Consider the following 13339-nt stretch of genomic DNA (forward strand, 5'->3'; position numbering starts at 1 on the left):
ATTCCCTCTCAGCCTCTCAGACGTGAACCAGAGTGCCCTCATCCTCACCGAGCACGACGCGTCGAAGCGCGCCGGCCTTGAAGATCGAGAACACCTTGATCGGCAATTTTTGATCCCGGCACAGCGCGAAGGCGGTCGCATCCATGATGCCCAGATTGCGCGCCATTGCCTCGTCGAAGCTGATACGGTGGTAGCGCGTGGCAGTGGGATCTTTTTTCGGGTCAGCAGTGTAGACGCCGTCGACCTTGGTCGCCTTGAGGACGACATCGGCGCCGATTTCCGCGCCACGCAGGGCTGCGGCGGTGTCGGTCGTGAAGAATGGGTTACCCGTTCCCGCGGCGAAAACCACCACCTTGCCCTCTTCCAGATATTGCAAGGCCTTGGGCCGCACATACGGTTCGACCACCTGCTCGATGGCGATGGCGGACATCACCCGCGCGGTCAGACCGGCTTTGTTCATGGTGTCGGCCAGCGCCAGGGCATTCATGACGGTGGCGAGCATCCCCATGTAGTCGGCGGTGGCACGGTCCATGCCGACCGAGCCGCCGGCGACGCCGCGGAAGATGTTGCCGCCACCAATCACGACCGCCAGTTCGACACCGAGACGCGTGACCTCGGCAATCTCGCCGACGATCCGCTGGATCGTCGCGTGATTGATGCCGTAGGGGTCATCGCCCATCAATGCCTCGCCCGACAGCTTGAGCAGGATGCGATGGTGAGCCGTTTGCACTGGAGCCATGGCGAGGGTCCCGGGTCTGAGGTTGGAAGCCGACACGAACCGCCGCCGATCAGGCAGTGGCACCTTTCGCAGCTGCGACCTGAGCCGCGACTTCGGCCGCAAAGTCATCGGATTTCTTCTCGATGCCCTCGCCAACGACGAACAGCGTGAAGCCTTTGACCGTCGTGTTCGCGCCCTTGAGCATTTGCTCGACGGTCTGCTTGTCGTTTTTCACGAACGGCTGGTTGAGCAGCGAGACTTCCTTGAGGAATTTCTGCACCGAGCCTTCGATCATCTTGGCTGCGATGTCGGCGGGCTTGCCCGATTCGGCGGCCTTGGCCGTCGCGACGGCACGCTCACGCTCGACGAGTTCGGCCGGCACATCGGCGCTGCTCAGCGCGACCGGCTTCATCGCCGCGACGTGCATCGCGACGTCCTTGGCCGCGGTGTCGTCCCCCTCATATTCGACCACGACACCGATACGGGTGCCGTGCAGATAGACGGCCAGCTTGGCACCGGAATCAAAGCGCTTGAAGCGGCGGAAGGTCATGTTCTCGCCGATCTTGCCGATCAGGCCCTTGCGCACATCCTCGAGCGTCGGGCCGAAGCCGTCTTGCTCATACGGCAGGGCCGCCAAAGCCGCCACATCCGCCGGGTTGTGGCGCGCCACGAGCTCAGCGGCCGCCTGAGCCATCTTGAGGAAGCTGTCGTTCTTGCTGACGAAGTCGGTTTCGCAGTTCACTTCGACCAGTGCACCCTGGGTGCCGTCGACCTTCGCGGCAACGACGCCCTCGGCGGTGACGCGCGATGCCGCCTTGCCTGCCTTGGTGCCGAGCTTGACGCGCAGGATTTCCTCGGCCTTGGCCATGTCGCCATCGGCTTCGGTCAGAGCTTTCTTGCACTCCATCATCGGCGCATCGGTCTTGGCCCGAAGTTCAGCGACCATGCTTGCGGTAATAGCAGCCATATTTCTTACTCCATCGTCTCAAAAATTTCGTTCAAAGAAAAAAGGGGCAACAGCCCCTTTCGCCGCGTTGGGCTGGGCTCAGGCCGCAGAGCCCTCGACCTCGACGAACTCGTCGGAGCCTGCAGCGACGGCCGGTGCCGCCGAGCCGCCTTCAGCGCGGCCTTCCAAAATCGCGTCGGCAATGCCGCGCGCATACAGAGCCACCGCCTTGGCGGAGTCGTCGTTGCCCGGAATGACGTAGTCGATGCCTTCGGGCGAGTGGTTGGTGTCCACCACGCCGATGATGGGAATACCGAGCTTCTGCGCCTCGAGCACGGCAATCTTGTGATAGCCAACGTCGATGACGAACAGCGCGTCGGGCAGCGCGTTCATGTCCTGGATACCACCGATGTCGCGCTCGAGCTTCTCGATCTCACGGGCGAACATGAGCTGTTCCTTTTTGCTCATGGACTCCAGACCCGCTTCCTGTTGCGCCTTCATGTCCTTGAGGCGCTTGATCGAGGTCTTGACGGTCTTGAAGTTCGTCAACATGCCGCCGAGCCAGCGCTGGGTCACGTAGGGGACGCCGGCGCGCTGCGCCTCGGCGGCGACGATGTCGCGCGCCTGACGCTTGGTGCCGACCATGAGGATGGTGCCGCGATTGGCCGAGAGCTGACGCGCGAATTTCATCGCGTCCTGGAACATCGGCAGCGTCTTTTCCAGGTTGATGATGTGAATCTTGTTGCGCTGACCGAAGATGTACGGAGCCATCTTGGGGTTCCAGAAACGGGTCTGGTGGCCGAAATGCACACCGGCCTCGAGCATTTCGCGCATGGTGACGTTCATGTTTTCACTCCAAAGGTTGGGTCTAAAATCCGGCTCGAAATCGCGCCGGGCCGTGGAGCACAGGTCTTTCCCTGAAGCTACACCCCGGCGCAACACCTGGATAAGCCGGTTTGCGATTGGTTTTGGCAAGCGCCACAGCGTTCGTGCTGCAAGCTGCAAAACCGCTCGATTCTAGCATTACGCACCTTCTGCATCCCGCCCCTCTGCCCCATGCCGCACGACCTCACGAGCCTGCGTTTGAGCATCTGGCGCGGCCACACCTCCGCCGCCGAGCAGGTCGAGCGATCGATCGAGCGCGCGCTGAGCCCGGCCGGGCGGGCCGCCTGGATGCACTTCACACCCGAGCGCGCCCGTGCGCAGGCTGCTTCGGTCGATGCCGACCTGCGCGCGGGCCGGCCGCTGCCCCCGCTGGCTGGATTGCCGTTCAGCGTGAAGGACTTGTTCGATGTCGCCGGCGAGGTCACGCGCGCGGGCTCGCGCGTGCTGGCCGACGAGCCGCCGGCGACGCAGCACGCACCGGCGGTGGCGCGGCTGTTGGCGGGCGGGGGCAGCTTGATCGGCCGCACACACATGGTCGAGTTTGCGTTCTCGGGCGTGGGCACCAACCCGCACTACCCCACGCCCGCGGCGTTCGACGGGCGTTGGCATCAGACAGTCGGCGCACCGGATGAGCCGCGCGTGCCCGGCGGGTCGTCTTCGGGCGCTGCGGTGTCGGTCGCCACGGGCGCGGCGCTGATCGGCCTGGGTTCGGACACGGGGGGCTCGGTGCGCATTCCGGCGGCACTCAACGGCATCGTGGGTTTCAAGGGCACCGCCCGATGCGTGCCGACCGAAGGCACGGTGCCGCTGTCGATCACGCTCGACACGGTGGGCGCGCTCACCCGCAGCGTTCGCGACGCGATCCTGGTACACGAGCTGCTCGCCGCGCGTACGGTCACGCGCACGGCGGCGCCGCTCGCCGCCTGGCGGCTCGCGGTGGTGCGCCACCCCATGCTCGAAGCGCTCGACGAGACGGTCGGCCGCGCGTTCGAGCGCAGCCTTGCCCGACTGCGACAAGCGGGGGCGCAAGTCGAGGAAATCGACCTTCCGGTTTTGGACGAACTGACGGAGCTGACCGCACGCGCCCATTTTTCGCCGGTGGAAAGCTACGCCTGGCATCGCGAGCGCATCGCCAAGCGCGGGGCCGAGTACGACCCGCGGGTGGCCGCGCGCATCCTGCGCGGAGCCGAGGTGCCCGCTTACGCCTACATCGAGCTGATCGCGGGGCGCCGGCGCTGGATCGCGCGCATGGAGGCCGCCTTGCGCGACTACGACGCCGTGCTCTCACCCACCACGCCGATCGTCGCTCCCCGCCTGGCCGACGTGGCGCCCGCGGACGGTCGCGACGCTGCGCTCGACGCGGCGCGGGATGCCGAATTTTTTCGCGTCAACGCCTTGCTGCTGCGCCACACCAGCGTGGTCAATATGCTCGACGGCTGCGCGCTCACGCTGCCCTGCCACACGCCGGACGAACTGCCGGTCGGGCTGATGCTTTGGGCACCGGCCATGCGCGACGAAGCGATCCTCAATCTCGGCCTCCGGGTCGAGGAGTCGCTTCAAATAAAATAGCAACAAAGCACCGATTGACGCCGGCGATGCCGGCAAAATGACCCAATTCATGAAAATTGCCATCGTGGGCGCCGGTGTGATCGGCGTGACCACCGCTTTTGAGCTGGCCAGCGACGGCCACGAAGTCACCGTCTTCGAGCGTCACGGCAGCGTCGCCGAGGAAACGAGCTTTGCCAATGCCGGCGTCATCGCACCCGGCTATGTGACGCCCTGGGCCGCGCCCGGCATGCGCCGCAAAGTGTTCGTCGACCTGTTTCGAGCCCATGCACCCGTGCGGCTGCACGGCGCCCTGTCGCTCAGCGAGTGGCGATGGGCCTGGAATTGGTGGCGCGCCTGCGAACGGGAGCGCTCGGCCCGCAACCGCGCGCACATGCAGCGGCTGGCGCTCTACAGCCGCGAGCGGCTGCATCGGCTCACGGCCCAGGAACGACTGGAATACGAACGCAGCGAAGGCTATCTGGTGCTGCTGCGTTCCGAAGAGGACCTGAAACAGGCCCGCTCGGGCTTGGAACTGCTGCGCGCAGCGGAAATCCGCTACGCCGAAATCGACGCTGCCCAGGCGCGGCACATCGAGCCCGCGTTGAGCGCCCAAACGCCCCTGGCCGGCGCCATCCACCTGCCCGACGACGAGGTGGGCAACTGCCGCCAGTTCACCCTGCTGCTGCGCGAACGGGCGCGGGCACGGGGCGTTCGGTTCGCGTTCCGCGCGAAGGTCACCGCTCTGGTGATGACGCCGAGTCCGATGGTCCGGGTCGAAGGCGAGCCCGCCCCCCAAAGTTTCGATGCCGTCGTGGTCTGCGCCGGAGTGGCCTCGGATGCGTTGCTGCGGCCGCTGGGCATACGGCTGCCGCTCGCAGCGGTGCATGGCTATTCGATCACCGCGCGCATCCGCGAACCCCTGAACGCGCCGCGCAGCGCCGTGATGGATGAACGCTACAAGGTGGCCATCTCACGGCTCGGGCAGCGGGTGCGCGTCGCGGGCAGTGCCGAACTGGGCGCACCCCAAGGCCGGATGGACGCCAAGGCGCTGCGCACGCTCTACAAGGTCTTGCAAGACTGGTTTCCCGGCGCGGCCGACTATGCCCACGGCGTGCAGGAATGGAGGGGCGCACGCCCGATGCTGCCCGACGGACCGCCCGTGATCGGCCCAAGCGGCCTGCCCGGGCTGTGGCTCAACCTCGGCCACGGGTCGAGCGGCTGGGCGCTGGCTTGCGGCAGCGCTCGGGCCCTGGCCGACCGCATCGCGGGCCGCAAGCCCGAGATCGAGCTCGAAGGCCTGGGGATCGAACGGCTCGGCCTGCGGCGCTGAACGGGCCTCGCGGCACAATCGCGCCATGTTGCGCCCTGCCGTCCCCGATCCCTCTCGGCCTCTGCCCCTCCATGCGGTTTCCGCCACGCGCGCCATCGAAGCCGCGGCCGCCGCGATCTTGCCGCCGCACACGCTGATGCAACGCGCCGGGCTCGCGGTGGCCCGCCTCGCGCGCGCGCTCGCTCCGCATGCCCGGACGATCTGGATCGCCTGCGGCCCCGGCAACAACGGCGGCGACGGCCTTGAAGCGGCGGCCCAGCTCCAAGGCCTCGGCTCGTCCGTCGTCCTAACCTGGCTGGGCGACCCCGACCGGGCAAGCCCGGACACCCGAGCGTCGCTGGCACGCGCACAGGCCGCCAGCGTCGGCTTCGCGCCCGCGCCGCCCGACGGCCTGACGCCACGGGATCTGTGCATCGACGCGCTGCTCGGCATCGGCGCGCAGCGCGCGCCCCAAGATCGCATGGCCGAGTGGATCGCGGCGATGAACGCCTCCGCCGCGCCAACACTCGCGGTCGACGTTCCCACGGGGCTGAGCGCCGACACCGGCTCCACTCTGATTTCAGGAGCACAAAGCGACCATTTGGCGCCGGGATCCAGCGTCATTCATGCGAAATTCACCTTGAGCCTCCTGACCCTCAAGCCTGGGCTCTTCACGGCCCTCGGCCGCGACGCGGCGGGTACCGTGTGGTGGGATGACCTCGACATGCCGCCCCCTGCGGAGAGCGCCGTGGCGGAGCTGCGCGCCACGCCCCCCCGTCCGGCCCGACCACAAGCGAGTCACAAAGGCCATTGGGGTGACATCGCAGTCATCGGCGGCGAAGGTCTTGCGCGGCGCGGCATGGGCATGACGGGCGCGGCGCAGCTGGCAGCCACCGCCGCGCTGCATGCCGGTGCCGGCCGGGTCATGCTGTGCCTGCTGGACGAGGGCGCGCTTTCCGCCCTGCCCGAACAGCCCGAGTTGATGTTGCGACGGTTCGAAGCGATCGACCTGCAGCGCAGCACCGTGGTTTGCGGCTGCGGTGGTGGCGAGGCGGTGCGCGCGGTTTTGCCCGAGGTCCTCGAGCACTCGGCCCGCCTCGTGCTCGATGCTGATGCGCTCAACCGCATCGCGGCCGACGCCGAACTGCGCACGCGCCTGCAGCGCCGGCAACAAAGCCATCGGGCCACCGTGCTCACGCCGCACCCGCTCGAAGCGGCGCGGTTGCTCGGCACCGATGCGCACTCCGTTCAAGCCGACCGAATCGCAGCCGCGCGGGCCTTGGTCGCTGCCTTCGGCTGCACCGTGATTCTCAAAGGCTCAGGCAGCATCATCGCCGCACCCGATCGAACGCCCGTCATCAACACGACCGGCAATGCGCGCCTAGCCACCGGCGGTACCGGGGACGTGCTCGCCGGCCTCTGCGGTGCGCGACTCGCGGTCGTGCCCGACCCCTTCGAGGCGGCCGTCACCGCCGTGCAAGAGCACGGCGCCGCCGCCGATCATTTCCCGCCGGCACAAGCCTTGACCGCGCTCCGGCTGGCCCAAGCGCTGCAGCCTTAGCACAGAGGCCGCTGTTCAGCCCTGCCTCAGCGCCGCGACTTACGCCCGCGCTGCTTCGGAGCCGCACCCGGCTGGGGCGCCGGTGCTGCAGCGCCTTTCGATTTGGGCTTTTCCCGTCCGGCGGCACCCGAGTCGCCGCGCCGACCGCGTCCCGCGCCGCGCGGGCGACCTTCGGTGTCGGCGGCTGCGGGCTCGGCACCGCTCGCGCCCGACTCATCCCGCACCCGGCCGGCGCTCGCGCTGCTGCGGCCCGCTCGCCCCGAGCCCGACTCGCCCTCCTGCACCAGACGAAAATCGATGCGCCGGCCATCGAGATCGACACGGCTCACCTGCACACGAACCCGGCTTCCGATCGCGTACCGGGTGCCAGTCCGTTCCCCGCGCAGTTCCTGGCGGACCTCATCGAAGCGGAAATACTCCTGGCCAAGCTCCGTGATGTGCACCAGGCCTTCGACATACATCTGGTCGAGCGTGACGAAAATGCCAAAACCCGTGACGGCGGTGACGACGCCGGCGTATTCCTCGCCCAAATGCTCGCGCATGTAGGCGCACTTGAGCCACGCCTCGACATCGCGGCTGGCCTCATCGGCGCGACGCTCGGCCGCACTGCAATGCAGTCCGGCGGCTTCCCAGGCCAACATCTCGCCGCTGAGTTTGGGCCGAGGCGCGGCGACCTGCCCCGGGCGCGGCGCCTGGCCTTTTTCGAGCCGGCGGGCCAGCTTGGCCTGCGCTTCGCCGGGTATGGGCAGCGTGGGCAGTTGATAGCGCTCGCCCGCGAGCAAGGCCTTGATGACCCGGTGCACCAGCAGATCCGGGTAGCGCCGGATCGGGCTGGTGAAATGGGTGTAGGCCGGATAAGCCAGCCCGAAATGCCCTTTGTTCACCGGCGAATAGATCGCCTGCTGCATCGAACGCAGCAACATCGTGTGAATTTGCTGCGCATCGGGCCGGTCTTTCGTAGCCTCGGCGATGCGCTGGAAGTCGCCCGGCTCCGGGCGCTCGCCGAGCGTGAGCCCTACGCCGAGCGCCTTGAGGTAGTTGCGCAGCAGTTCGAGCTTTTCGGGCGTCGGCCCTTCATGAACCCGGTACAGCCCCGGGTGCTTGCCCTGGTCGATGAAGTCCGCACTGCACACGTTGGCAGCGAGCATGGCCTCCTCGATCAAGCGGTGCGCCTCGGTGCGCGTGCGCGGCACGATGCGCTCGATCCGCCCCGCCTCATCGCAAACGATCTGCGTCTCGGTGGTCTCGAAATCGACCGCCCCCCGTTGGATCCGCTGGGAAAGCAGAGCGCGATACACGTCATGCAGGTTGAGCAGATCCGGCACACGTTCCTTGCGGCGCTGAGCTTCCGGCCCGCGGGTGTTGGCCAGAATCGCCGCCACCTCGTTGTAGGTGAAGCGCGCATGACTGAACATCACCGCCGGGTAGAACTGGTAGGCGTGAATCTCGCCTTTGGCGGTAATCAGCATGTCGCAGACCATGCACAGCCGCTCGACCTCCGGGTTGAGCGAGCACAGACCGTTGGAGAGTTTCTCGGGCAGCATCGGAATGACCCGCCGCGGGAAATAAACCGACGTCGCCCGCTCGTACGCATCGATGTCGATCGCACTGCCGTTGCGCACGTAGTGGCTCACATCGGCAATGGCCACGATCAGGCGCCAGCCCTTGGCGCGGCCGATCCGCGCCGGCTCGCAATAGACCGCATCGTCGAAGTCCCGTGCGTCCTCACCGTCGATCGTGACCAGCGGAACATCGGTCAGGTCCACGCGCCCGACTTTGTCCTGCGGCTGGACCGTTTCAGGCAGGCTGCGCGCCTCGGCGATGCAGGCGTCCGAAAAGACATGAGGCACGCCGTACTTGCGCACGGCGATCTCGATCTCCATCCCGGGATCGTCGATCTCGCCCAGCACCTCGCGGATGCGCCCGACCGGCTGGCCGAACAAAGCGGGCGGCTCGGTCAGCTCGACCACCACCACCTGCCCGACCTGGGCACCCGCGAGTCCGCCTTTGGGGATCAGGATGTCCTGCCCATAGCGCTTGTCTTCGGGCGCGACGAGCCAAACCCCACCTTCGTGCAGCAGCCGACCGATGATCGGCTGTGCCGGGCGTTCGACGATTTCAAGCACGCGGCCTTCCGGGCGCCCGCGTCGATCGGTCCGCACCACACGAACCTTGACCCGGTCGTTGTGCAGCACCGCGCGCATTTCATTGGGCGGCAGGTAGATGTCCGGCCCGCCATCGTCTCGAACGACGAATCCATGCCCGTCGCGATGACCTTGGACGGTTCCCTCGATTTCATCCAGCAACGCGCTGGTTTGAGTCAAATTTTTGATATATAATCCTTTACTTCCTGAGATGCCCAGGTGGCGGAATTGGTAGACGCACTAGTTTCAGGTACTAGCGCTGAGAGGCGTGGAGGTTCGAGTCCTCTCCTGGGCACCAAGTTTAAACAAACCGAGTGATCGGTTTCGAATCTGAAAGCCGCTGGCCACCCCAGCGGCTTTTTTGTTTTTGGCAATGACGCTCAGCAGCGCCGATGCCGTCATCGATTCGCGCCATCGGCCGCCAGCGAGCATCAGCCAGCGGAACCCCACCAAGGCACCGATCAAACCGGCACCGCCACGAGGTCATGCCCTTGTGCGTCGACCACCCGGGCGCGGGTGAATTCCCCGACTTTGAGCGTCTTGCTGATCTTCTCCGGCGGCAGCAGCCGCACCGTGCCGTCGATTTCCGGCGCATCGGCATAGCTGCGGCCCACCCCGCCCCGTCGGCCCTGCGCCGGCGCAGAGTCGACCAGCACCTGCAGCGTCTGCCCGATGCGCCCGCGCAGCTTCTCGACCGAAACCGCCTCGGCCACCGCCATGAAGCGCGATCGCCGCTCCTCACGCACCGCCGCGGGCAGCATGCCCGGCAGCGCATTGGCCGCAGCGCCCTGCACCGGGCTGTACGCAAAACACCCGGCGCGATCGATCCGTGCCGCGCGGATGAAGTCGAGCAGATGTTCGAACTCTTCCTCGGTCTCGCCGGGAAACCCCGCAATGAAGGTGCTGCGGATCACGAGTTCGGGGCACATGGCACGCCAACGCTCGATCCGCTCGAGGTTGCGTTCGCCGCTCGCCGGCCGCTTCATCCGGCGCAGCACCTCGGGGTGGCTGTGCTGGAACGGCACGTCGAGATACGGCAAGACCAGCCCCTCGGCCATCAGCTCGAGGACCTCATCCACATGTGGGTAGGGATAGACGTAATGCAAGCGCACCCAGGCACCATGTTCGGCGGCCAGTTCACCCAGGGCACGGGCCAGCTCGGTCATCCGCGTCTTGATGGGACGCCCCTCCCAAAAGCCGGTGCGGTATTTGACATCCACACCGTAGGCCGACGTGTCCTGACTGATGACCAGCAACTCTTTCACGCCACCTTCAAACAGTGCGCGCGCTTCGCGCAGGACGTCCCCGATGGGGCGGCTCACGAGGTCGCCGCGCATCGACGGGATGATGCAGAAGGTGCAGCGGTGGTTACAGCCCTCGCTGATCTTGAGGTAAGCGTAATGCCGCGGCGTGAGCTTGAGCCCCGCTTCGCCAAACGCTCCGGGCACGAGGTCGATGAAGGGGTCGTGCGGCCGCGGCAAATGCGCATGGACGGCATCGAGCACTTCGTCGGTCGCATGTGGGCCCGTCACTGCCAGCACGCTCGGGTGAATCTGGCGCACCAGATTGCCGCCGTCCGCGCCGGTCTTGGCGCCCAGGCAGCCCGTGACGATCACCTTGCCGTTTTCGGCCAGGGCTTCACCGATGGCGTCGAGGCTTTCTCGGACCGCATCGTCAATGAAGCCGCAGGTGTTGACGATCACCAGATCGGCACCCTCGAACGTCTTGCTCGTGCGGTAGCCTTCGGCGCTCAGGCGCGTGAGGATCAACTCGGAGTCGGTCAAAGCCTTGGGGCAACCGAGGCTGACGAAGCCGATGCGCGGTGCATCCGCGACGCTGGCAACCGTCGCCGACGGGGCTGGTTCGTTCATGGCGTCCATGGCGGGGTCAGGGCGGGCTCAACGCTTGAGGCCAAAGGCGCCCATGAGTTGCTCGGTCTGCTTTTGAATCTGTTCCTGCATCTGCTGAAACACAGTGCGCGACTGCTCCGCATAAGCGCCCATCATGGCCTGCACCATCGGAGATTGAAGACTCAGAAACTGCGCCAGTGCCTCGGGCGAAAGACCTTTGGCCTGTTCCAACAGCTTGGCCTGGAGCTCGGCAAAGGCCTGGACGTTCTTTTCGAGATAGGCGCCCATGAAGCCTTGCATCGCGTGTCCGTAGAACCGGATGAAGTTCGCCAGCACCGCCTCGGAAAACATCGGTGCGCCGCCCGCTTCTTCCTCGAGGATGATTTGCAGCAGGATGCTGCGGGTGAGGTCCTCGCCGGTCTTGGCGTCACGCACGACGAAGGGCTCGCCGGCCATCACGAGCCGCTTGACTTCGGCCAGCGTGATGTAGCTCGATGCGGCGGTGTCGTAGAGACGGCGATTGGGATATTTTTTGATGATGCGCACAGGCGCTTTCCCGGCGGCAGAGGCTGGTCTTGGTGCAGACACGGTTACACTCCTCGGCTGGTTCTCTGGCGCCGCGCCCAATCGGGCAAACAGCACGCATTCCAAGAACCCCCACACTCAAGCCACTCCGGCGATACCCGGGCCGCTGTGCGGAAAGAAGAAAGATTGGTAGGCGCGATTGGACTCGAACCAACGACCCCCACCATGTCAAGGTGGTGCTCTAACCAGCTGAGCTACGCGCCTAAGATCGTTTGAAGCCGCTAGTATAGCAGCAAACCAAGCGTCCCCCGGCTCTGCGCCACGATGCGGATGCAAAAAATTCGCGGCGTCAACGGCGACGCGCCCGCCGCACGCCAGCCACGGCGCGCACCGCCGCGAGCGCAGCACCGAGCCGCGTCGCACTCGAGACCTCGACCGTGAAAGTCATCCACGCGATGCCTTTGACGCTTTGCGTCTGCACGCCAACCACGTTCATGCGCTCGCGGGCAAAGACTTCGGAAATATCGCGCAACAGCCCCTGCCGGTCGACGGCCTCGATCGCGATGTCGACCGGATACACCGCAGCGCCCGACGCCGCGGACCGTCCCCACGCCACCGGGATGACCCGATCGGGGTTGCGCAAAGCCATTTGCCGGAAGTTGCTGCAGTCGCTTCGGTGCACGCTCACCCCTTTGCCGCGGGTGACGAAACCGCTGATCGCATCTGGCGGCGCGGGGCGGCAGCAGCGCGCGAGCTGGGTCAGCAAGGAGTCGACCCCGACCACCAACACGCCGCCGCTCGCTGCCTTCTCCGGACCGCTGCGGAGCTTGCGGAACAGCTGAGCCTCGGAATCGTCTTCGGTGGCGGCGCTCGGGCGCAGCAAGGCCTCGATGTTGCGCAAGGAGTATTCATCCTTGCCGACCACATCGAACATGGCCTGCGCCGACTTGAACCCGAGCTGCGAGGCGAGATCTTCGAGCTTGATGCTGGTCTTGCCTTCTCGTTGCAGCAGGCGTTCGACCGCCTCGCGACCGCGCGCGGCCGTCTCCTCGGCCATTTGGGCGTTGAACCAGGCGCGCACCTTCGAGCGGGCACGGGGGCTGGCCAAAAAACCCAGTTCGGGGTTGAGCCAGTCGCGCGACGGCCCACCTTCCTTGGCCGCCACGATCTCGACCGTCTGACCGTTCTTCAGCGGCGTGTTGAGCGGCACCATCGCGCCGTCGACCCGCGCGCCGCGACAGCGGTGGCCGAGGTTGGTGTGCACCGCATAAGCGAAATCGACCGGTGTAGCCCCTTGCGGCAGCTCGATCACCGCAGCGTCGGGCGTGAGCACATAAATGCGGTCGTCGAACAGGCCCTTGTCGCGTACGGCCCCCGAAAGATCGCGCTCCCACGCGAGCAGCTGGCGCAGCACCGCAATCTTGGCGTCGTATCCGCTCGACGCGCTCACGCCGGCATAGCCCTTGGTGCCGGCCTCCTTGTACGCCCAGTGGGCGGCGACGCCGTGCTCGGCATGCGCGTGCATGGCCTCGGTGCGGATCTGGATTTCGATCGGTTTGCCGTCGGTGGGATCGCGCACGACGGTGTGCAGCGACTGGTAGCCGTTGGGTTTGGGTTTGGCGATGTAGTCGTCGAACTCTTCGGGGATGGGCGTGAAGTGCTCATGCACCCAGGCCAACACCGTGTAGCAGTCCTCGAGGCGCGGCACGATCACGCGCAGCGCTCGCACATCGAACACCTGGCTGAAATCCAGACCCTTGCCCCGCATCTTGCGCACGATGCTGTAGATGTGCTTGGGCCGGCCCTCGACGCGGGCGCGAATGCCGAGAGCACTCAGCTCGCGCTCGAGGCGC

At 66.4% G+C, this 13339-nt stretch carries 10 protein-coding genes and 2 tRNA genes; 4 read left to right on the forward strand and 8 right to left on the reverse strand.

Annotation, left to right across the window (positions count from 1 at the left end; all coding sequences use genetic code 11):
• Positions 1-16 precede the first annotated feature (16 nt).
• The 3 genes from pyrH to rpsB form a co-directional block, all read right to left on the reverse strand.
• A complete protein-coding gene (gene pyrH / locus JHC36_RS05425; protein ID WP_287916800.1) occupies positions 17-739 on the reverse strand; it encodes a UMP kinase in 723 nt (240 codons plus the stop codon).
• A 49-nt stretch (positions 740-788) separates the two neighbouring features.
• The gene (gene tsf, locus JHC36_RS05430; RefSeq protein WP_287916803.1) at positions 789-1685 is read right to left on the reverse strand and encodes a translation elongation factor Ts; all 897 of its coding nucleotides are present in this window, start codon (positions 1683-1685) and stop codon (positions 789-791) included.
• Between the two features lie 78 nt (positions 1686-1763).
• Positions 1764-2510 (reverse strand): 30S ribosomal protein S2, encoded by a 747-nt coding sequence (gene rpsB, locus JHC36_RS05435; RefSeq protein WP_124219629.1) that lies wholly within the window; start codon positions 2508-2510, stop codon positions 1764-1766.
• A 210-nt stretch (positions 2511-2720) separates the two neighbouring features.
• On the opposite strand from rpsB, the gene JHC36_RS05440 reads away from it, so the two are divergent.
• Genes JHC36_RS05440 through JHC36_RS05450 form a run of 3 tightly spaced genes read left to right on the forward strand, consistent with a single transcriptional unit; the run spans position 2721 to position 6967 of the window.
• Complete coding sequence (locus JHC36_RS05440; protein ID WP_287916805.1) at positions 2721-4118, forward strand: amidase; 1398 nt, start codon at positions 2721-2723, stop codon at positions 4116-4118.
• A 49-nt stretch (positions 4119-4167) separates the two neighbouring features.
• Positions 4168-5427 carry a D-amino acid dehydrogenase gene (locus JHC36_RS05445; RefSeq protein WP_287916808.1) on the forward strand — a complete coding sequence of 420 codons (1260 nt, stop codon included), beginning with the start codon at positions 4168-4170 and terminating at the stop codon, positions 5425-5427.
• Positions 5428-5452: 25 nt separating this feature from the next.
• Positions 5453-6967, forward strand: a complete 1515-nt coding sequence (locus JHC36_RS05450; RefSeq protein WP_287916811.1) for an NAD(P)H-hydrate dehydratase — start codon at positions 5453-5455, stop codon at positions 6965-6967.
• 26 nt (positions 6968-6993) lie between these two features.
• Here JHC36_RS05450 and rnr read toward each other — a convergent pair whose 3' ends face one another.
• A complete protein-coding gene (gene rnr, locus JHC36_RS05455; RefSeq protein WP_287916813.1) occupies positions 6994-9291 on the reverse strand; it encodes a ribonuclease R in 2298 nt (765 codons plus the stop codon).
• A 33-nt stretch (positions 9292-9324) separates the two neighbouring features.
• On the opposite strand from rnr, the gene JHC36_RS05460 reads away from it, so the two are divergent.
• Positions 9325-9409: transfer RNA gene (locus JHC36_RS05460), tRNA-Leu, on the forward strand.
• A gap of 163 nt (positions 9410-9572) precedes the next feature.
• On the opposite strand, the gene rimO is transcribed toward JHC36_RS05460, so the two are convergent.
• The 4 genes from rimO to JHC36_RS05480 all read right to left on the reverse strand — a co-directional run.
• Complete coding sequence (gene rimO / locus JHC36_RS05465) at positions 9573-10982, reverse strand: 30S ribosomal protein S12 methylthiotransferase RimO (RefSeq protein WP_287916816.1); 1410 nt, start codon at positions 10980-10982, stop codon at positions 9573-9575.
• A gap of 27 nt (positions 10983-11009) precedes the next feature.
• A complete protein-coding gene (phaR, locus tag JHC36_RS05470) occupies positions 11010-11549 on the reverse strand; it encodes a polyhydroxyalkanoate synthesis repressor PhaR (RefSeq protein WP_287916819.1) in 540 nt (179 codons plus the stop codon).
• A gap of 124 nt (positions 11550-11673) precedes the next feature.
• Positions 11674-11750 (reverse strand) — tRNA-Val (locus JHC36_RS05475).
• Positions 11751-11835: 85 nt separating this feature from the next.
• A partial coding sequence (locus JHC36_RS05480) for a RelA/SpoT family protein (RefSeq protein WP_287916822.1) occupies positions 11836-13339 on the reverse strand: 1504 nt, incomplete at its 5' end.

Origin of the sequence: Tibeticola sp., from assembly GCF_022759015.1 — a bacterium.
GTDB classification, from domain to species: Bacteria; Pseudomonadota; Gammaproteobacteria; order Burkholderiales; family Burkholderiaceae_C; genus Tibeticola; species Tibeticola sediminis.

Bases quoted from the DNA above. Each gene is read 5' to 3' on its own strand.
- rpsB (WP_124219629.1), bottom strand. From the start codon at position 2,510: ATGAACGTCACCATGCGCGAAATGCTCGAGGCCGGTGTGCATTTCGGC.
- JHC36_RS05445 (WP_287916808.1), top strand. From the start codon at position 4,168: ATGAAAATTGCCATCGTGGGCGCCGGTGTGATCGGCGTGACCACCGCT.
- rimO (WP_287916816.1), bottom strand. From the start codon at position 10,982: ATGAACGAACCAGCCCCGTCGGCGACGGTTGCCAGCGTCGCGGATGCA.
- JHC36_RS05440 (WP_287916805.1), top strand. From the start codon at position 2,721: ATGCCGCACGACCTCACGAGCCTGCGTTTGAGCATCTGGCGCGGCCAC.
- JHC36_RS05450 (WP_287916811.1), top strand. From the start codon at position 5,453: ATGTTGCGCCCTGCCGTCCCCGATCCCTCTCGGCCTCTGCCCCTCCAT.
- pyrH (WP_287916800.1), bottom strand. From the start codon at position 739: ATGGCTCCAGTGCAAACGGCTCACCATCGCATCCTGCTCAAGCTGTCG.
- tsf (WP_287916803.1), bottom strand. From the start codon at position 1,685: ATGGCTGCTATTACCGCAAGCATGGTCGCTGAACTTCGGGCCAAGACC.